Source organism: Okeanomitos corallinicola TIOX110 (assembly GCF_038050375.1).
Classification (GTDB): Bacteria; Cyanobacteriota; Cyanobacteriia; order Cyanobacteriales; family Nostocaceae; genus Okeanomitos; species Okeanomitos corallinicola.
This window is the reverse complement of sequence record NZ_CP150886.1, coordinates 5014807-5033525: the sequence shown is the minus strand read 5'-3', so window position 1 is coordinate 5033525 and position 18719 is coordinate 5014807. Positions and strand designations below refer to the sequence as shown.

Genomic DNA, 18719 nt, shown 5'->3' with positions numbered 1-18719 from the left:
ATCTGATTGAAAGGGGAATTTTAAACAGGTTATTCACCAATTTTGAGTTTTAAGTTCAAATCTCACCCCTAATAACTGCTGATCGTTAGTATTTGTGTGTGAAGAAGCAGTGAGGAGTACAGATAATCTCAGTTTATCTAAATAGACATCAGCTTCGGCGTTAAGTTCCAAATGGGAATGGGTAATTGGTGATTAGTTGATTATTTATTAATCTTCCCCACCTCCCCACATCCTGCCTTCTGCTGATAATTTGCTCTAAAATCCTCGTAGCAAGATACAATTCGATCTGGCAACAGCTGTTAAAGTCCATAAAATTATTGATTCTAAAACCACCATTATGAGCATTAATGAAGTATTTATGCCGGCGCTAAGTTCCACCATGACCGAGGGCAAAATTGTTTCTTGGGTAAAGTCGCCGGGGGATAGAGTGGAAAAAGGCGAAACAGTGGTGGTTGTCGAGTCAGATAAGGCGGATATGGATGTGGAATCTTTCTATGAAGGATTTTTAGCCCATATCATCGTCCCTGCTGGTGAAACTGCCCCTGTTGGTGCTGCGATCGCCTACGTAGCAGAAACAGAAGCAGAAATAGAAGCTGCCATAGCTATGGCTGGTGGTGGTGCTGCTGCGGTGACTGAAACACCTGCACCTGTACCCGTACCTGTAGCCGCTGGCAATGTCGCTGCTCCTGTAACAGCCTCTCACAATGGCTCTAACCACAAAGAAGGTCGGTTAGTTGCTTCACCTCGCGCTCGCAAGTTAGCTAAAGAATATAGAATTGATTTAAATAATCTTAAAGGTAGCGGTCCTTATGGTCGCATTGTCGCTGAAGATGTAGAAACTGCTGCTGGTAAAACACCTCAGCCTACTACTCCCGCAGTGACTCCAACTCAACCCCCAGCACCTGTAACGCCAGTTGTTACAGCACCTGTAGCACCTGCACCTGTAAAACCAGTACCCGCACCTACTCCAGCTATCACCAGTTCTGTACCTGGTCAGGTAGTACCATTGACTACTTTACAGAATGCAGTGGTACGCAACATGATGGTTAGTTTGACTGTACCTACATTCCATGTTGGTTACACAATTACAGTTGATGAACTCAACAAAGTTTATAAACAGATAAAATCTAAAGGTGTGACAATGACAGCGTTATTAGCGAAAGCGGTAGCGGTGACATTACAAAAACATCCATTACTGAATGCTAGTTATTCAGAACAGGGAATTGTTCATCATGGCAATATTAACGTAGCTGTAGCTGTAGCCATGGATGATGGTGGATTAATTACACCAGTATTACAGAAAGCGGATCAAATTGATATTTATTCCTTGTCACGGAATTGGAAAACTTTAGTAGATAAAGCTAGAGCAAAACAACTACAACCAGAAGAATATAACAGCGGTACATTTACTTTGTCTAACTTGGGAATGTTTGGTGTAGATACCTTTGATGCAATTTTACCACCTGGACAGGGTTCAATTTTGGCGATCGCTGCTTCTCGTCCAGAAGTTGTAGCTACCAAAGATGGTTTATTTGGTATTTGTCAACAAATGAAAGTTAACATCACCTGTGATCATCGGATTATTTACGGCGCTCATGCTGCTGCATTCTTGAAAGATTTAGCAACATTGATTGAAACCAATCCTCAATCATTGACAATGTAATCATTCTGTAGGGGCGAACGGCCGTTCGCCCCTACATAAACGCCAAAAATTGCTGCTCAGTAATTCTGCCAACTTCGTATAAAGTATTCACAATTTCCGAAAGAGTTAACACAGAATAAGCATTATAACCTTGAGCTTTTAACCTATCTTTTACACCTTTTTCATGGTCAATAAACACCACAATATCCTTCACATTTAAACCCACAGACTTAATTTTTTCCGCTCCTTCAATTGCACTTTTCCCACTAATCAAAATATCATCCACCACCGCTATAGTTTCCCCTGGGTGAAAATTACCTTCAATTACCTTCCGTGTACCATGTGCTTTAACTTCCTTGCGGGGAAAAATCATCGGACAATGTAAACGCAGAGATAAACCCGTTGCAGTAGGTAAAGAACCATAGGGAATACCCGCTAAACGATCAAAAGTGAGAGTTTTTAAGATATCTTCATAAGCACTAAGCACCTGATTAAAAACTTGGGGATTAGAAATAATTTTCCGTAAATCAATATAATAAGGAAAAGTTTCCCCAGATGCTTGCACAAATTCACCAAACATAATACAACCAATATCAAAAAGTTGTAAAATCAAATCTTGATGGGGATGATTATTTTTGATTTCCACATTAGAAACCCAAACATCACAACTAGAAGCATTATCAACAAAATCACTTCTAAAATTATTTATTTCTGTGCGTAACTTTTGAATTTCTTGAGAAAGGTTTTCACTTCCTAACATATCTTGAGGAACAGGAATTAACAAACCATCACCATTACTATTTAAACCTGCACTTAAAATAGGTTTCAGAGTGTTTTCTTTAGCCCAAAGACTCCGCACCATAATAATTCTTTCCGGTGCGATTGTGCGGACATTTTTGAGAATTTCTGCATTTGTAGTTCCCACTTCTAAACATAATTGTTCAGGAGTTCCCCAGTTTTTTGACTCTTCGACAACTTTTAAATAAAAAGGGTTTTTAAGATCAGGATATTCCTGTAAAATTGTGGCACTAGGATTAGAAGTAGAACACAAAATAAAAGCAGCTTTATCAGGATAAACTAAAAAAGGTGCAACATGATCTTGTCCAGAATAAGGACTTAAAGTAACAGCGTCTACTTGCCATTCTGTAAATATAGTATGGGCAAAAATACTGCTAGTATTCAAATCACTATGTTTAGCATCCAAAATAATGGGAATGTGACTAGGAATAGATTTTAAAACTTTTATTAATAACTCTAAACCTGGGACACCTAAAGATTGATAAAAACCTAAAGTTGGTTTATAAGCACAAACAAAATCAGCGGTTTCTGTAATCACGAAATTTAACCAATTTTCTAAACCAGTCATCAAATCAGAATTTTGATAACGGTTAGGAATCATTTCTGGGTTGGGATCAAGTCCGACTATTAGTAAACTTTGATTTTGGGAAATTGTTGTATTTAACTTGTCGAAAAAGTTCATGTTAAAGTTTTTTAGGGATTTATTTCTTTATTTTATCTGATTATTAATCTAGTTTTACATACTTGGATAAATGGAAAGTAATAAATGTTGGGTTGAGGTAAAGAAACCCAACTTACTTACTATCAGAATCAGGATTTGCAGGATTTAAGGATTTGCAGGATTAAAGTGATTTAGTTTTGTTAAAAATTGCAATATATTTTTAAATTATCAATCTAATCATAACAAATATTAAACTAAAAAATATTTTTCTTCATCCATTATTGCTAGAAATAGTAATGTATAAAGATGTGTAAATAAGTTAGTGTTATTTCTGAATACCCTGTATAATTAGAAATTAGCTAAAATTTCATAGTTCAATTAAATGGGCCAACATTTTTCGGAGTCTGTTGATTTTGGCGATATTACAACTTTGATAAATCGAGAACTTAAACGCTTGGGTTGGACACCAACACAAGAAAAAAATTATCTCGTCAAAACTTATCGCCAAATAATTCTTAAATTACTTACTGATGAACAGTTGTTAGACTTTTTTGAATATTTACAAAATCTGGGTAATGAGCAAACAAAAGGTAATAAAACTATGACAAGTCCAATTCAAAAAATATTTTTCGGTTGTCCTGGTACTGGTAAAAGCCATAAAATTTCCAATGATATTGATGGCGGAATTGTTAAACAGATTTTAGGGATTGATAAAAATATTCATCCTGAGAATCTGATTAAAACTGTTTTTCATCCTGAATACACCTATGGCGATTTTATGGGAAAATTAATGCCACAGACTAAATCTAATGGAGATGTTTATTATCAATTTTATCAAGGTCATTTTTTACAAGCATTGGCTCAAGCTTATAAAAATTTATTAGTTCAAAAAGAAGACGAAACCGTACAAAATGTTGCTTTAGTTATTGATGAAATCAATAGAGGTAACTCTTCAGCAATTTTTGGTACAGTTTTTCAACTGCTAGATCGTCGTCAAGATGGGTGGTCTGCCTATGAAATTAGTCTTTCTGATTTAGAATTTCAAACACTTATCAAATTAACAGGTTTTAAAGAAGTTGGATTTAATAATGTAGAAAAAGTTCCTACATATACTTATGGTAAACATACAAGTGAAAGAAAATTGGGAGAATATCAAGACATTTTAGATAAAATTCAGATTAAGGTTGAAAAAAGTACGTCTGTTGTAAGTTCAATTCGCATTCCTTACAATCTTTCCATATTTGGAACAATGAATACTTCGGATAATTCCATTTACTTTATGGATAACGCTTTTAAAAGACGTTGGGAATGGGAATATGTAGACTGGAATGAAGATGATGATAAAAAATTAGATAATGTTACCTTAGAAGGTTATGGAGATGGCACTTTAAAATGGAAAAATTTAGTAGAGAGATTCAACATCTTTATTAAAGATAATCATAATTCTGTCAGAAGTGGCAGAATAGAAGATATGCAAATAGGTTATCGTTTCATCAATGCAGGTACAATTACAGAAGATCAGATCAAAAATAAACTGATGTTCTTTATTTGGGATAGTGTTTTTAACCGTGATAAAACCCCCATTCGCAAACTTTTAAACAAGAGTGATAAAGAGTTGGTGACTTTTGGTGATTTTATTAAATACCATCAGGAATTTGTAACCAATCTCTTAAAATATACAACTAAATAATGTCATTCAAAATCTTGATAATTTCCTCTTTGTTCAATCAACTGGTTAATTATTATGTGGGACTTTTCACAAATTGATCTGAAAATAGGTTCAGATTTTGTAGGTATTAAAGCAGATGATAATGGTGGGTATGCTTTTTACTTGCCAAAAGGGTTTGATGATTTTATTGCTAAATATCAAAATGCAACTGGTACTGATGATAGTAGTAAATTTAATAAAGTCCGTGATTTTTTCTTTTTAATGTATCGCACATTCAGAAAATTTGATCGTGACAATGAAAATAATTCCAGAGTTACCAGGAAAGATGCTAAAAATAAGAAAAATCAAGATCAACCAACTTTGAGTACAGGAGGTATTACTTTAGAATACCAAGAAGAAAGTGAGTGTATTTTATACAGTAAACTTTCTATGATTGAAAGAGTGTTAGAAACTTATGATGATTTAGCAATTAATTCCATTGAAAAGAAAGTTAGACGTAGTGAAGAAATAGACCATTCTAAAATATATAAATATTTAGATAGAGCTATTTATCTAGATAATGGAGCAATTTATATTGATGTCATGGACTTACCACGTCCAATGATAAGTTATGAAAGTACCAATATAGTTAATCTTTATTGTTTTATCCTGAATGAAATTATTCAACAATTACAGGAAGATGTACCTGATCATGTTTATGGTAGAAGTCAAGATATTCAATTTCTTTCGCAACGATTTAGAGATAATTATTTAACTATTAATCACTCTCTTTTTGATCAAGATACTTTTGAGGAAACTATTACATTTTGTAAAGAAGCTCTTGATAATACAGATAGAAATACCCATTATAAAGATGCTGATTATTGGGGACTTTATGAAGCTATTGAGATTTTCTTATATGGAGGATTAAACCCGGATTTAGATGATGGTGATTTTTGGGGAATACAAGGAGAACAAGGTTTTGATTATGTTTGGGAAGATATGTGTCAAACCTACTTTTTTAAGAAAAATTTTGATCCCATTTATAATTATGATTTTGATGATATCTGTTTTGCGGATACTGATATCCCAATAGATGGTCATGAAAATTCTAATAGACCAGGAATAGAAAAAAATAGAGTTGGTAATTGGAATTTTAAAGGTAGTGATGATAAATTAAACAAATTTGGTAATGAGTGGTTACATCAAAAATTAAACTCTGGCGGTCGACATCCAAAAAGAGGAAAAATATTATCTTGGAGAGAAGTATTCTGTATTGAATGGGATTTAAATATGAGAATATTTCCTAATGTGCAATATCAAATCATACAATATAAAATTAGTAAATTATTACGTCGTTATCCACAACCTGATCTCATTTGGCTACGTTCTATAAATACTGATTACATCAGAATTATTGATTTTAAAAATGTTTCTTTAAAAAAATATGAAGATTATAGAAATAAATTTTTGGAAGAAACTGATCAAAGTTATAGAATAGCTTTAGAAAAACAACTTGGGTATGAATTAGCATTACAACAAACTTTTCCTGACATTCCCATATATAATTGCTTTTTTATTCCTTTTTATTTTACTAATAAACTTGAATCTGACCAAAAGTTTCTAGGAACTATGGAAGATAGGTTTAATATTAGAGGTATTGAAATATTTAAAGCAGATTTTGAGGTAATACAAAAGGTATACTTAGGAATTATTGAAGCATCAGATGTTTTAGTAGGTTGGGAAAATTATTATCAACCAAAAATCGAAGCTACTCGTCATATTCATCCTTCCAGAAAACAGACAGAAATTATTTTGCTAGAAAATCAAATTTTAAAAAGTGATTATGTTCCTTTAATTTCTTTTAAAAATGAGAAGCAAATAAAAAATGCCACAAATTATATTATTAAACAAGTGGAAATATTTTTTGAAACTATAGGGGAAAATATGCCTAATCTTGTAGAATCTTACTTTCCCTATTCAGAAAGTATACTTGCTGACGAATTTAAAAAAGTAAATATAGAGTATTTTTATGATAATTTATTTTATGATTTAGGAGAAAAACAAGAAGACAGAGATGCAAAAGGCAAATTAAAAGTAAAACCTAAATGGTGTATCACCTTTCATATTAACTCTACTCCTATTGAAGTTCCTCAACTTAAAATACCTAACTCTGATTTATGTCGTAGATATGGAACTATAGATATTGTGGGTACACCAATTCTTTACTATATTTATTTTACCCTGCCAGAAATATTAGATGTCATTCTCAAAAATAAATAGGAAACGTCTAATATAAAAATATGAAAAAGATTCAACACGGTGCATTAAACGAGTTATCAAATGAAGACAGACACGATATTTTACACATTACTGCAAAATCTCCCCAGTGTGTTATTTGAATTGCTAGAACAGTCACCAACACTAGCCTTACACTACGAATTTTCCTCAGTGGAAATCAAAGAATTAGCACGTCGAATAGATGGCTTATTTTTACCCAAACCAGAGTACCCACAAGACCCGATTTATTTTGTGGAAGTACAATTTCAAAGCGATGATAATTTATACTGGCGATTAATTACAGAAGCATTTCTTTACTTAAACCAATATAAACCTCAAAGAACATGGCAAGCGGTAGTATTGTGGGCAAATCGGGATCTTGATCCTGGTATACCCTTAGCATATCAAAGTTTACTAACTGCTGGATTAATTCATGTCGTTTACTTAGATGAAATAACTGATACATCATCTTCAATTGGTTTAGGTATTATTAAATTAGTAGTTTCCCCTGAAGATGAAGCTATCCAACAAGCAAAAACTTTGATCAATTTAGTAGAAAAAGCAGATGCGGCCAAGAGTCGAAATCTTTTAGAATTAGTAGAAAGAATGCTAGTTTACAAATTCTCATCCTATAGCCGTCAGGAGTTAGAAGCAATGTTTGGATTAACAGAATGGCAAAAAACCCGATTTTATCAAGAAGTCAAAGAAGAAACAGAGTTAGAAACAAAGCTAGAAACCATTCCTAGACTGTTAAATGAGGGGTTAAATGTAGAACAAATTGCTCGTATACTTGAGTTAGATATCGACGTCGTGCAACAAGCAATCAAACAGCAAAATCATAAATAGACATTAGATGAACAAATGCAGTAGAAGGAATCACAGAACAAAGGTTACAAAGAAATATAGCTGCTGCTAGTAGCGTTTTAGCCGGTCTAGTGTTAAACAAAGATGTAATTAGGAAAATATTCAGGAGTGAGATTATGCGCGAATCAGTCATTTATCAAGAAATCCTAGAAGAAGGTGAAGCCAAAGGTAAAACGGAAACAACCAGAAAGTTAGCTTTAAACTTGTTAAGAATGGGAGTAATGAGTTTAGAACAAATTGCTGAAGTTACAGAATTATCTGTTGAAGAAGTGCAAACTTTACAACAAGAAATTCAAAAATCTTAAATTTTCACAGGGTGTAAAGGATTATCTTTTACACCTAAATTATCCAAGCATTACCGGGAACATCCCAATTTTTAAAAAATACAGTTACACATTAACAGCATCTGCATAAAATATTCATTCATATTCATTCAATCTACAAATTCCCAAATTTAGGACTCCACCACCCTTTTGCTGTATAAAAATAAGCCGCATCCTTATGTTTTTTATCCTTCCAAGAATCCTGACCAGAACACCGCAACATGGTTTTATTCTGCCCATCTTTAATATAACTATACTCCTCTAAAGGTTTCTTACATACCGGACAGGGATAAGATGTTATTTTAGCCGCTGGCTTAGGAGTATTTTCTGTTGCCGATGTTTTTGTTTTTGGTGCTTCCCAACGTTTATTAAAATCACTCCAAAACAAAACAATATTTTCACAACCACTCACACATTTAAGAAAATATTTCTTCTTCACCTTACTACTAGGAATTTTCGCTAAAAAGTTGCTACATTCAGGACATTTAGTTTTTGAACTTTCATATTTACGCTCAAATTTACCATTAGTTTTAGCCGTATTTCCTACATTAACAACCACAGTTTTAGCTTTAGAAAGTGCAGGGACAAAATAACTTTGATTCCAAGTAGTTAAATAATTTTGCCAAGAATTTTTACCTTCAGCAATTTTATCTAATTCCGCTTCCATCTTGGCGGTAAATTCTGCTTCTAATAAATCTGGTAATGCCTTTTGTAAAAACTCATCAACTTCTAAACCTAAAGTTGTAGGATGAAGATTACCTTTTTTTAATTCAATATAATTACGTTTCTTTAAAGTCGCAACTGTAGGCGCGTAGGTACTAGGACGACCAATACCTTTTCTTTCCATTAATTGTACAAGTTTTGGTTCACTGTATCTTGGTGGTGGTTGGGTTTGTTTCTTTTCATGTCCGGCATTTTCTAAAGTTAATTTTTGCCCCTGTTGTAAAATTGGTAAAACCGCATCTTTACCCAAATTAGGCCAATATTTCGCATAACCATAAAACTCTACAACTTGTCCCCTCGCTTGCCATAAAATATTACCTGATTGGGTAATAATTAAAGTTTTTCTCACCTGTGCAGGACGACATTGAGAAGCAACTGCCCTTTTCCAAATCATCACATACAGGTTAAACTCATCTTCAGGTAATTCTACCCGCAACTGTACCGAAGGACGAAACACATCTGTAGGACGAATCGCTTCGTGTGCTTCCTGTGCTGTTTTACTACTACGGTATTTAGCTACTTGTTGGGGTATATTCTGGGGGTCATGTTCTTCCAACCACTTACGCGCACTGGCGCAAAATTCAGGACTTAGCATGACTGAATCTGTACGCATATATGTTATCAACCCTGCCTCATATAGCTTTTGTGCCACCTGCATGGTTTTTTCTGGGGCAAATTTCAGTTTAGACCCGGCTGCTTGTTGTAGGGTGGAGGTGGTAAATGGTGGGGGTGGTTGACGATAGGTGAGTTTACCTTCAATTTGGATGACTTTGTGAGGATGTTGTTTAGCTTCTGCAACTAATTTATCTGCTTCTGCTGCTGATAAAACCCTCTTAGACTCTGGTTTTTCGGGGTTATTCGTAGCTGCATCATCGTGGGTTTGGGTTTCTGATTCTGGTGTTTCTGTGAGGGTATTAGCTGTACCTTTGTAAAAAGCCCGAAATCCTTCTTTGTAGTCTACCCACACACTCCAGTAATCTTGGGGAACGAAAATTTGAATTTCTCTTTCGCGCTGACAAATGAGGTGTAATGTGGCGCTTTGGACTCTACCTACACTTTTTGCACCGTTGTTTAATGCCCAAACTAGGGGACTACCTTTGTATCCTACCAACTTATCAAGACAATCTCTGCATAATCCTGCACCGATTAAGTTAGAGTCAAGTTTCCGAGGATGGGAAATTGCGGCTTTTACGGCTGATGCTGTAATCTCTGTATAAACTACTCGCTTGGGTTCTCGTAATCCCAGGGTTTCTTTGAGATGCCAAGCAATGGTTTCTCCTTCTCTATCTGGGTCTGTTGCTAAAATGACTTCATCAACTTGTTTGACAGCGGCTTTAAGTTTTTGAATTGTTTCTTTAGCGCGTTGGTCACGGGGGATATATTTGCAATTAACATTGTTACCTATCATTGTGAATCCTAGCGAATCTTCACCCTCATTACTGAGTTCGCGGATATGTCCACAACTAGCGCGAACTATCCAATCTGTACCGAGAATTTGACTCAGTTTTTTGACTTTTCCGGGCGATTCAACAACTAGGAGGCGTTTGGGCATAGCATCTTTTTTCTCTATAGTCTATATATATTACAGCACTTTTGTTTACAACCCCGCAAACCATTCATAACCTTGGTCTTCCCAATAACCTTTAAAATTTGATAACTGACTCAACAAAGTAACTCTTGTCACCCATTTACTCTGTTTATAACCCAACTTAATTGGTGAAGCTAAACGCAAAGGTGCGCCATTTTCAATCTGTAATTGTTGCCCATTTTTTTGATAAGCTAATAAGGTTTGTGGATGAGTAACTGAAGGTAAATCCCAACTTTCATAATAACCATCTGCTGATTCAAAGAAAGCATATTTAACAGTTGCTTTTGGTTGTGATAAAGCGATTAAATCCCGTAAACATATACCTCCCCATTGCACAATGGCCGCCCAACCTTCAACGCAAACATGACGAATTATCATGGAACTTAAAGGTAAGTTTTGAATTTCTGCCATACTTAAACTGAGGGGATTATTCACTTCTCCATCAATAATTAACTTAAATTTATCAACATCAATTATTGGTGTATTACGGAAGCTATTTACTATTAATTCTTGGGGTTGAATTTCGTTAATAGAAAATTCTGGTACGAGTTTTTGTGGTTGAAATATTAGTTGTTCTACTTTTTGGTTGACAGGTTCTGAGAGTTTACCTACCAAGTCTTCTAATGCTGGTGTACCACAACTACTGAGTAGAGTCCCTATGCTGGAAAATCCGGTAATTTGTAATAGTTTACGGCGTGTTAGTTGGGGTTTAATTAGGTGAATTAATTCTTTTTGCTTGGGTTTTTTCATGGTTGATGTTTAAGTGTTTTTTCTAAAACGCAGATGAACACAGATAGTTATAGATGATTTGATAGATTTTATGACTGTGGTTTACCAAAACATGGATTCTATTAGTTTATCTCCTCCGGCTTTTTTTCCTAATTGCCAATGAATGATTACAAATACTGTTATTAATGGAACTGAGGCAAAATGTACTATTCTTAATGCTTGCCAATCTCCAAACATATCAACTATCCAGGGAAATTGAGCAGGTTTGTACATTCCAATTCCTGTTAAAATTGCTAATAATAAGATGGGAATTATGGATGTGTAAATAATCCGATGCCAAGCGTAGGTTAGGCGTTTGGGATTTTGAGTTTTTTGGATGGCTTTGATGTCATTTGTGCCTACAAATTTATGTCGCCATCTTCTGGTGATGAAAATATAAATTCCGTAACCTAAAAGATTGAGAGAAAATAACCACATGGCGGCAAAATGCCAATGTCTACCCCCTGCTAACCAAGCGCCTAATGTGAAAATTGGGGGAATATGTAAACCTGTACGGCCACCAAAAACGGGGTTAGCGTTGTAAATTTGTAACCCGCTGGTAATCATTAAGAAAAGGCTGATGATATTAAGAGAGTGGAAGATTTTAGCAGCTATATTTTGGGTTGGTGATTTTTGACTTTTTGCAGGAGAATCCATAAATTATGTTATTTAATGTTGTTAGTAATTTAAACTTTTAATTAATTAAAGATGTTCTTGTAATATGTTTTGCCAAGATTGAATGTAATTAAAACTATTGTATTAAACCGTACTATTAGTACAGTATACAATATTTCAGTCTATTTGATCACACAATCAAGAAAAATTATTTATCAAAGAAATAATACTATTTAAAACAACCAATAAAATTAAACATCAACCACACGGATATAAATAGCCCTTGCTGTTTCCCTATCAATACTCATAGTTACATTAGCAGCTTTAATCAAAATTGATGGAAACTGCTGTTCAAGAGTAATATTAGTCCCTGTTCTGATACCTAAAGCAATTAACTTTTTTCTAATTTTTTCGTCTTGGGTTTTACAGACAGTGACAATACCTTTATCTCCAGGTTTGAGTAATTCTAAAGAACAGCCAGTAACAGTAAAAGGTGTAAACATTTCCAGATAATAATTACAGATAGAAGGTAAAAAATGAAATGATGAAAGATGATAAAAATCATCCATCACCATTAAAGTGAAAATAGGATTTCAGGAATACTAAAACCTAAAATTTACTTAAACTAAGTAAGGTTCTTGGTGGGTTTTGATTGTGCAGTTAGAGCGAGGATAGGTAACACACAATAAAGCAAAACCTTTTTCTATTTGGTCATTATCCAAGAAACTTTGATCATCTTGGTTGATTTCGCCTTCAACAATTTTACCTACACAGCTAGAACAAGCACCAGAATGACAAGAAACAGGTAAATCAATACCTACATCTGCTGCTGCATCAACAATTGTTACATCTTCATCACATTCAATTGTTGTGTCTAGGTCTTCTTTTTTGCAGATCAATCTAACTTGATAAGTTGCCATTTTTCGTTCTCCTTAAACGTGACTAGGATTTGTAATTTGTGTAGTTAGTTCTTACCTGGTCAAAATAGGTAAATCTTTCCTTCCGTACACAAAAATGTAGAGAATGTCTACGGGAAAGTTGTAAATTTGTAAGTAATAGAATGGAACTTAGAAAAGAATCCATATTTATTGTTTCCTAAGTTCCAAAATTTTTTAGCTGCAAGGTACACCATTAGGTGAACAATCTCCAGCTTTGAAAGATTTACCGCAACCACAGGTATCTGTTGCGTTGGGGTTGGAGAACTTAAAACCGCTATCCATTACACCTTCAACAAAATCAATTTCTACACCTTCTAATAAGGGTGCGCTTTCAGCATCAACGTAAATAATAATATTACCTTGTTGGCTGACGATATCATTAGGTTGAGGCTTATTGGTAACTTCTAATCCATACTCATAGCCACTGCAACCCCCGTCTTTAACGGAGATGCGGACACCTTTTTTAGCTTGATTTTCTTCAGAAGCAGAACTTTTTAAAAAAGCCCGCAAACGAAATTCTGCTTTTTCTGTTAAAGTAACAGTCATTTTGTTTCCTGTTCTGTAGCGATTATTCTGATTTCCGATGCCGATTATTTATTTTTGTGGTGGTGAAACTTTAAACTGATAGGGACTGAGATTGGGAATATCTCCAAGGTGCAGTATTACCACAAACTGGACAATTGCGGTCGCGGTGAGAACGCCGTTTAGCAAACTCCATTCTCTGCAAATCAATTGTTAGTAATTCCGACAATAATGGTTGACTAAAACCGGTAATTAACTTAATAGCTTCCAATGCAGTTAAACAAGCTAAAGTCCCAGAAACAGCCCCTAAAACTGAAAAAGCGCGTCTATCCCAATCTGGTTTTTCTGGAAACAAACAAGACAAACAAGGAGTTACACCAGGAATAATTGTGGTGAGGTAAGCCTCCATACCATCCATCGCCGCTTCCACCATTGGTTTACGCCAACGTACACAAGCTTCATTTAATAAATTCCGCTCGGTAAAATTGTGAGCGCAGTCCAAAGTCATATCAGCAGATTGCACCAAAGAGTCTACATTTTCCGAGGTAATATAATCATGAATTACTTCAATTTGCACATCAGGATTAATAGCTTCTAAAGTTTCTTTAGCTTTAAAAACTCTTGGTTTTCCCACCCAATCATCAGTCATTAAAATCTGACGATTCATATCATCCAATCGCAAATCACCACCCCGGACTAGAATGAGCCGCCCAACACCTGCTACTGTTAAGTAAAGCGCCGCAGTCCCACCTAATCCACCCACACCAGTCACCAGAACTGTCGCTGATTTTAGGCGCTTTTGAGCTAATTCACCAAAATTAGGAAGCATCATTTGGCGACTATATCGCTCTAATTCGGTAGGCGTTAGGTTGATCAATTTATACCTCCTAATCAGATGTGATTTCTGTTAATGTAACTACATTTTTTGGCTTATCGTTAAACACCTTAAACAGTTTTTGTTCATGGGGTGTAGACTCGGTAAACACTTGATATGCTTTCTGTAAAGCTAAACAATATTGAGCTAATTTTTCTTGCTCACTCAAGTTAGGAAATTCTTGATCAATTTCGGACATATACTGAGAGAATTTCTTTAATATATGTAAACGATTGACATTAACCAATTGTTGATCATAAGGCAGTTGAAAGAAGATAAAAAATTCTTCTGCATCAACAAGTTTTTTGAATTCTTGAATAGTTCCAGTCATTTAGCACTCTCCATTTGTTTTAGTTGTTGCTTGAGTTCATTTAACTTGCAATAAATTTCGTAAGTTTGTGCCGCAACATCCATCAACTTTTCGTAATCTGTAGGTAGTCCTTCAGCTAAATCATGCAGATCCATTTTCATTTGACCTGCTTTACTATTTAGCTTTTTAATGGTGGTTTTTAGTTCTTCAATTGTCATTAGTTATGTTTACCCAATCACCAATCACAAATTACCTACTTCGGGGAAACGTTTGGCTAAATCAATTCCTTTTTCAACAAACTTTGCTCCCTCTTCATTTAACTTTTCTAGGGATTCAAAACCAAAACGATGGGCATCTCGCAAGGTCTTGATAGTTAATAATAACCGCCCAGAAAAAACCAAAGCCCAACCAAAACCTTCATGACCTAAATCAATTACCACATTAGAAAGTAGTCCAGTTTCTATTTCAATACTAGAAGCTATTGCTCTAAAAAAAGCATTAATTCTAGAAATAGTAGCTGGATCAATTTCACCCTCTACAGAAATTTCTTTTTTCTTTTGTTTAGTAACAACATAAGGTTTGAGGATTAATTCATCAGACCAAGTCCGGTAGAAACCATAACTATCATTTGCCCGGATTTGTTGAACTAATGTTTTCAGAAAAGGTGAAGAAATTATTGCACTTGTCGCGTTTCCGTTCAGACTATTATTTTCACTCATACCGCTGCTTCGTCTTCAATTTCATCTAAAAAGTTAGGTTTGTTTTTTCCTAAAGCTTTACGCAACCAAGGTGGAGGATTCCCTTTTAAGGTTTGCACCAATTTATTCAAGATATCTTCAATTTTTTCTTCTTCTGATTTAGCCTTAACTGGTGTGACACCATGCTTAATTAATCGAGCCGCTGCACTACCACCAATCGCGACTACATACACAATTGTACAATCTTTTAAAGCATCAAGTTTAGGGGTAATTTTATCCTCATTACCATCTTCCTTGAGGTCGCCTTCAAACTTCAAAGTTTCTAGAAATTCATATCCTTCATCGGAAATTTCATACACATCAATTTCCTTAGCCCAACCAAAGTGAGCATTAATATGAATTCGGTCAGTTGTTGTAAACGCAATTTTCACTTTCATTAGTCCTTTGTTGTTAGTTATTGGGCATAGGGCATTGGTCATTGGTCATTAGTTATTACCAATTACCAATTACCAATTACCTATTTATTACCCCTTGCCATTGCTTCATCATTAAGACTTCTTCGTGTTCTATAAACAAGTTGCCGATGGCAAATAAAACATCCATCGTGCCGCGATAACCTACTTTAGTAAATAAGCCATTACCTAACCTGTCATAGATAGGAATTCCTAAACGATAGAAGGGAATAGAAAGACGTTTAGCAATGTTATTGACATTGGAATTACCAATTAATAAGTCAGAACCAACTGCTAAATCTTCAAAATCTTCTAAATCACCAATACTCACATTTTTAATGGGGAGTAGTTCTAATAAAGGTGATTTGGTTGTTGTTACAGCCGCATGAATTTGCGCTCCCATTGACTGTAAAAAATGCACCATAGACCACATTAAATCGGGTTCTAAGGCTAAAGAAATCCGTTTTGCACCAAAATAAAAATGAGTGTCTAACATCGCATCTTGTAGCTGACGACGTTGACGGCGATATTTTTCTGGTACGGGATTTCCACTCAAAACTGATAAGGCTTGCAGAAACTCATCTACAGCTTCTAAACCAGTTAAATCTCGAAAAACTTCATAATCTGTATTAAACTTTTCTTGGAGAATTTTGGCAGCACCGCGCATACTTTCACCTAATGCAATAGTAAACGCAGAACTACCTAAAGAACGCAGTTGTTTAACAGTTGTACCACTGGCAGTGATGGCACTATATTCATCTTCTAAATGACCATCTAAAGAAGCACCCAAGTTAGGAACAAAAATAGGTTCTAAACCAAAAGATGTCACCATCTCTTCTATTTCCTGAACATCTCCAGGAGTCAAAGCTGAACCTGCCAAAATTGTAATTTGTTCCGGTTTAATGCCTCCATTTTTAGGAACTTCCTTAACTATGCTTTCGACAGCAGCAGCAAAACCATCTTGCAATGCACCTTTAAAATCGGGAGTTGGTGCAAAAATAATGGCTAAATGGTCTAATTCTGGATGACGTTTTCTAATATCTTTTAAAAAACGTTCAATATCATCTCCTCTAGTTTCTGTTAAACCAGTGGAACATAAACCAATAATTTCCGGGTTTAATTTTTCTACTACAGTTAAAATAGCTTGTTCGACATTTTCTTCACCACCCAAAATGGTAGTAACTTCCGTCATTGCTGTAGTAGCTAAAGGAATTGCTTCCCGAAAATGTCGGACTAAAACAACTTTTGCAAAAGCAGTACAACCCTGTGAACCATGAAATAAAGGGATAGTTCCTTTTAATCCTAAAAAAGCCAAAGATGCACCTAAAGCTTGACTTTGTTTGAGAGGATTAACAGAAACAGATTTTTCCGGAAAAGTAACAAGTGCCATAATATAATCTCAATAATCTCAATCTTTTCAAAATGGTTTTTAGGTGTAGGGGCGAACGGCCGTTCGCCCGTACAGAAGTCAGGAGTCAGAATAAATATTCCCTATTCTCTTCTTACTGTCACCTGTCACCTATCACCTGTAACCTAAACTTCCCAAGGTGCAGGTTTACGAATTTGATCCCAAATGGGACTATACAAAGCCTCATACAATTCTCTGGCCATTTCTACCATTCCCATGTAACCTGCATAGGGATGATGACGTTCTTGGTTAATATCTAAAAAGGGAATTCTGGCTTTTAAAGCTGTGTACTGATTTCTACCACCAGCTATTAACATATCGGCGTTTGTATCCTTCACCAATTGGAGTAATTCTTTGGCATTACCTTTTTCTAACATAATGCCATCGTTGCCTAATAATTTTTTGATTTTGGCTTTATCTTCTTCTGTACTTTTGCGGGTACTGGTGGCAACAACTTCAATTCCTAAATCTTTAGCAGCGGAAATAATTGACCAACTTTTTACCCCACCAGTATAGAGTACAACCCTCTTACCTTTTAATCTTTCTCTATAGGGTGCAAGGGCAATATCTAAAGCGGCTGTTTCTTCAGCAATTAACTTTTCTGTTTTTGCTTGTAAGTCAGCATCACCTAATTTTGCAGCAACATTTCTCAGACAACGGTTAATATCATCAATGCCGTAAAATGACTCTTCTAAATAAGGAATATCATAACGTTCCTGCATTTTTCGCGCCATATTTAACAATGCTCGTGAGCAAATCATTACATTTAATTTAGCGCGGTGAGCATAGGTAACTTCTTGATAACGAGCATCACCAGTAATTTTAGATAAAACGCGAATACCTAACTTTTCAAATAAAGGTAAAACGCCCCACATTTCCCCAGCAATATTGTACTCACCAATCAAATTAATATCATAAGGTGTAGTATATTCTGGTTCAGCAGTACCAACTACATAATCTAGTAAAGCTTCACCACCAAAACGATTACCTAGATTTTTACTACCAATAAATCCGGGAGCAATGACAGGAACAACAGGAATACCAATTTTTTCTGCCGCTACTTTACAAACTGCTTCCATATCATCACCAATTAAAGCAGTGACACAGGTAGCATAGACAAAAACTGCGGTTGGTTTGTAACGTTTGTGAATTTCGATAATGCCTTTATAAAGCTTTTTCTCACCACCAAAAATCACATCATTTTCTGTTATATCAGTGGTAAAACCTGTTTTATAAAGCATCGGACCTGATGACAAACTGCCCCGACTTCCCCAAGAGTTACCAGCGCAAGCAATCGGTCCATGTACTAAATGAGCAGCATCGGTAATAGGAACTAAGGCAATCATCGCTCCATCAAAAGCACAACCCCCTTGAGCAGCTCCTGGTTGAGCTTGTTGTGTACAAGATTTATTTTTCTTTTCTCCTTGTTTTTTTTGATTATGTTCGCATCCTGATTCATTCAGAAGTTCGTTAATTTTGCTTTGGGTCATTTTCATATCTATGTCTCGCCTTGGTTGAATTTTATTAATTAAAATGTGAGCAAAACTCTATAGACTTACCGCAAAATTCCTCTTAATATCAGATTTACACAGATAAAGTTTCAGAAA

General features: G+C 35.2%; 19 protein-coding genes. 5 read left to right on the top strand and 14 right to left on the bottom strand.

Going from position 1 to position 18719, the window contains the following annotated elements; genetic code table 11:
- The first annotated feature begins 337 nt into the window (after positions 1 to 337).
- Positions 338 to 1663: a dihydrolipoamide acetyltransferase family protein gene (locus tag WJM97_RS22270; protein WP_353930933.1), complete on the top strand. Its 1326-nt coding sequence runs from the start codon at positions 338 to 340 to the stop codon at positions 1661 to 1663.
- Positions 1664 to 1694: 31 nt separating this feature from the next.
- Here the strand turns inward: WJM97_RS22270 and WJM97_RS22265 are convergent, their stop codons facing one another.
- Positions 1695 to 3122 carry a bifunctional orotidine-5'-phosphate decarboxylase/orotate phosphoribosyltransferase gene (locus tag WJM97_RS22265; RefSeq protein ID WP_353930932.1) on the bottom strand — a complete coding sequence of 476 codons (1428 nt, stop codon included), beginning with the start codon at positions 3120 to 3122 and terminating at the stop codon, positions 1695 to 1697.
- A gap of 361 nt (positions 3123 to 3483) precedes the next feature.
- Between WJM97_RS22265 and WJM97_RS22260 the strand changes: the two genes are divergently transcribed.
- From WJM97_RS22260 to WJM97_RS22245, 4 genes are all read left to right on the top strand, one after another.
- Entirely contained in the window at positions 3484 to 4791 is a 1308-nt protein-coding gene (locus WJM97_RS22260) for a restriction endonuclease (RefSeq protein ID WP_353930931.1), read from the top strand.
- A 54-nt stretch (positions 4792 to 4845) separates the two neighbouring features.
- Positions 4846 to 7032, top strand: coding sequence for a hypothetical protein (locus tag WJM97_RS22255; protein ID WP_353930930.1), 2187 nt, complete (start codon positions 4846 to 4848; stop codon positions 7030 to 7032).
- A gap of 60 nt (positions 7033 to 7092) precedes the next feature.
- On the top strand, positions 7093 to 7875 hold the full coding sequence (locus WJM97_RS22250) for an Rpn family recombination-promoting nuclease/putative transposase (protein WP_353930929.1): 783 nt from the start codon (positions 7093 to 7095) through the stop codon (positions 7873 to 7875).
- A 134-nt stretch (positions 7876 to 8009) separates the two neighbouring features.
- A complete protein-coding gene (locus tag WJM97_RS22245; RefSeq protein WP_353930928.1) occupies positions 8010 to 8198 on the top strand; it encodes a hypothetical protein in 189 nt (62 codons plus the stop codon).
- Between the two features lie 133 nt (positions 8199 to 8331).
- On the opposite strand, the gene topA is transcribed toward WJM97_RS22245, so the two are convergent.
- From topA to nifE, 13 genes are all read right to left on the bottom strand, one after another.
- Positions 8332 to 10491, bottom strand: a complete 2160-nt coding sequence (gene topA, locus WJM97_RS22240; RefSeq protein ID WP_353930927.1) for a type I DNA topoisomerase — start codon at positions 10489 to 10491, stop codon at positions 8332 to 8334.
- A gap of 45 nt (positions 10492 to 10536) precedes the next feature.
- The gene (locus WJM97_RS22235) at positions 10537 to 11277 is read right to left on the bottom strand and encodes a molybdopterin-dependent oxidoreductase (RefSeq protein ID WP_353930926.1); all 741 of its coding nucleotides are present in this window, start codon (positions 11275 to 11277) and stop codon (positions 10537 to 10539) included.
- An 81-nt stretch (positions 11278 to 11358) separates the two neighbouring features.
- Positions 11359 to 11952, bottom strand: a complete 594-nt coding sequence (locus tag WJM97_RS22230) for a cytochrome b/b6 domain-containing protein (protein WP_353930925.1) — start codon at positions 11950 to 11952, stop codon at positions 11359 to 11361.
- 209 nt (positions 11953 to 12161) lie between these two features.
- Positions 12162 to 12479 carry a FeoA family protein gene (locus WJM97_RS22225; protein WP_353930924.1) on the bottom strand — a complete coding sequence of 106 codons (318 nt, stop codon included), beginning with the start codon at positions 12477 to 12479 and terminating at the stop codon, positions 12162 to 12164.
- Positions 12480 to 12530: 51 nt separating this feature from the next.
- Entirely contained in the window at positions 12531 to 12830 is a 300-nt protein-coding gene (locus WJM97_RS22220) for a 2Fe-2S iron-sulfur cluster-binding protein (RefSeq protein ID WP_353930923.1), read from the bottom strand.
- 192 nt (positions 12831 to 13022) lie between these two features.
- The gene (locus WJM97_RS22215; RefSeq protein WP_353930922.1) at positions 13023 to 13394 is read right to left on the bottom strand and encodes an iron-sulfur cluster assembly accessory protein; all 372 of its coding nucleotides are present in this window, start codon (positions 13392 to 13394) and stop codon (positions 13023 to 13025) included.
- A 70-nt stretch (positions 13395 to 13464) separates the two neighbouring features.
- Positions 13465 to 14247 carry a HesA/MoeB/ThiF family protein gene (locus WJM97_RS22210; RefSeq protein WP_353930921.1) on the bottom strand — a complete coding sequence of 261 codons (783 nt, stop codon included), beginning with the start codon at positions 14245 to 14247 and terminating at the stop codon, positions 13465 to 13467.
- 10 nt (positions 14248 to 14257) lie between these two features.
- Positions 14258 to 14575 (bottom strand): nitrogenase-stabilizing/protective protein NifW, encoded by a 318-nt coding sequence (gene nifW, locus WJM97_RS22205; RefSeq protein WP_353930920.1) that lies wholly within the window; start codon positions 14573 to 14575, stop codon positions 14258 to 14260.
- Complete coding sequence (locus tag WJM97_RS22200) at positions 14572 to 14772, bottom strand: CCE_0567 family metalloprotein (RefSeq protein WP_353930919.1); 201 nt, start codon at positions 14770 to 14772, stop codon at positions 14572 to 14574. The genes nifW and WJM97_RS22200 overlap by 4 nt, the downstream gene beginning before the upstream one ends.
- 24 nt (positions 14773 to 14796) lie before the next feature.
- Positions 14797 to 15273 (bottom strand): NifX-associated nitrogen fixation protein, encoded by a 477-nt coding sequence (locus tag WJM97_RS22195; RefSeq protein ID WP_353930918.1) that lies wholly within the window; start codon positions 15271 to 15273, stop codon positions 14797 to 14799.
- Complete coding sequence (nifX, locus tag WJM97_RS22190; protein WP_353930917.1) at positions 15270 to 15689, bottom strand: nitrogen fixation protein NifX; 420 nt, start codon at positions 15687 to 15689, stop codon at positions 15270 to 15272. The genes WJM97_RS22195 and nifX overlap by 4 nt, the downstream gene beginning before the upstream one ends.
- 76 nt (positions 15690 to 15765) lie before the next feature.
- Positions 15766 to 17094 (bottom strand): nitrogenase iron-molybdenum cofactor biosynthesis protein NifN, encoded by a 1329-nt coding sequence (nifN, locus tag WJM97_RS22185; protein WP_353930916.1) that lies wholly within the window; start codon positions 17092 to 17094, stop codon positions 15766 to 15768.
- 143 nt (positions 17095 to 17237) lie between these two features.
- Positions 17238 to 18608 (bottom strand): nitrogenase iron-molybdenum cofactor biosynthesis protein NifE, encoded by a 1371-nt coding sequence (nifE, locus tag WJM97_RS22180; protein WP_353930915.1) that lies wholly within the window; start codon positions 18606 to 18608, stop codon positions 17238 to 17240.
- Between the last annotated feature and the right edge of the window lie 111 nt (positions 18609 to 18719).

What these genes read in the sequence shown, in the direction of transcription:
- WJM97_RS22270 (WP_353930933.1), top strand. Translation starts at nt 338, where the DNA reads ATGAGCATTAATGAAGTATTTATGCCGGCGCTAAGTTCCACCATGACC.
- WJM97_RS22265 (WP_353930932.1), bottom strand. Translation starts at nt 3,122, where the DNA reads ATGAACTTTTTCGACAAGTTAAATACAACAATTTCCCAAAATCAAAGT.
- WJM97_RS22260 (WP_353930931.1), top strand. Translation starts at nt 3,484, where the DNA reads ATGGGCCAACATTTTTCGGAGTCTGTTGATTTTGGCGATATTACAACT.
- WJM97_RS22255 (WP_353930930.1), top strand. Translation starts at nt 4,846, where the DNA reads ATGTGGGACTTTTCACAAATTGATCTGAAAATAGGTTCAGATTTTGTA.
- WJM97_RS22250 (WP_353930929.1), top strand. Translation starts at nt 7,093, where the DNA reads ATGAAGACAGACACGATATTTTACACATTACTGCAAAATCTCCCCAGT.
- WJM97_RS22245 (WP_353930928.1), top strand. Translation starts at nt 8,010, where the DNA reads ATGCGCGAATCAGTCATTTATCAAGAAATCCTAGAAGAAGGTGAAGCC.
- topA (WP_353930927.1), bottom strand. Translation starts at nt 10,491, where the DNA reads ATGCCCAAACGCCTCCTAGTTGTTGAATCGCCCGGAAAAGTCAAAAAA.
- WJM97_RS22235 (WP_353930926.1), bottom strand. Translation starts at nt 11,277, where the DNA reads ATGAAAAAACCCAAGCAAAAAGAATTAATTCACCTAATTAAACCCCAA.
- WJM97_RS22230 (WP_353930925.1), bottom strand. Translation starts at nt 11,952, where the DNA reads ATGGATTCTCCTGCAAAAAGTCAAAAATCACCAACCCAAAATATAGCT.
- WJM97_RS22225 (WP_353930924.1), bottom strand. Translation starts at nt 12,479, where the DNA reads ATGGATGATTTTTATCATCTTTCATCATTTCATTTTTTACCTTCTATC.
- WJM97_RS22220 (WP_353930923.1), bottom strand. Translation starts at nt 12,830, where the DNA reads ATGGCAACTTATCAAGTTAGATTGATCTGCAAAAAAGAAGACCTAGAC.
- WJM97_RS22215 (WP_353930922.1), bottom strand. Translation starts at nt 13,394, where the DNA reads ATGACTGTTACTTTAACAGAAAAAGCAGAATTTCGTTTGCGGGCTTTT.
- nifW (WP_353930920.1), bottom strand. Translation starts at nt 14,575, where the DNA reads ATGACTGGAACTATTCAAGAATTCAAAAAACTTGTTGATGCAGAAGAA.
- WJM97_RS22200 (WP_353930919.1), bottom strand. Translation starts at nt 14,772, where the DNA reads ATGACAATTGAAGAACTAAAAACCACCATTAAAAAGCTAAATAGTAAA.
- WJM97_RS22195 (WP_353930918.1), bottom strand. Translation starts at nt 15,273, where the DNA reads ATGAGTGAAAATAATAGTCTGAACGGAAACGCGACAAGTGCAATAATT.
- nifX (WP_353930917.1), bottom strand. Translation starts at nt 15,689, where the DNA reads ATGAAAGTGAAAATTGCGTTTACAACAACTGACCGAATTCATATTAAT.
- nifN (WP_353930916.1), bottom strand. Translation starts at nt 17,094, where the DNA reads ATGGCACTTGTTACTTTTCCGGAAAAATCTGTTTCTGTTAATCCTCTC.
- nifE (WP_353930915.1), bottom strand. Translation starts at nt 18,608, where the DNA reads ATGAAAATGACCCAAAGCAAAATTAACGAACTTCTGAATGAATCAGGA.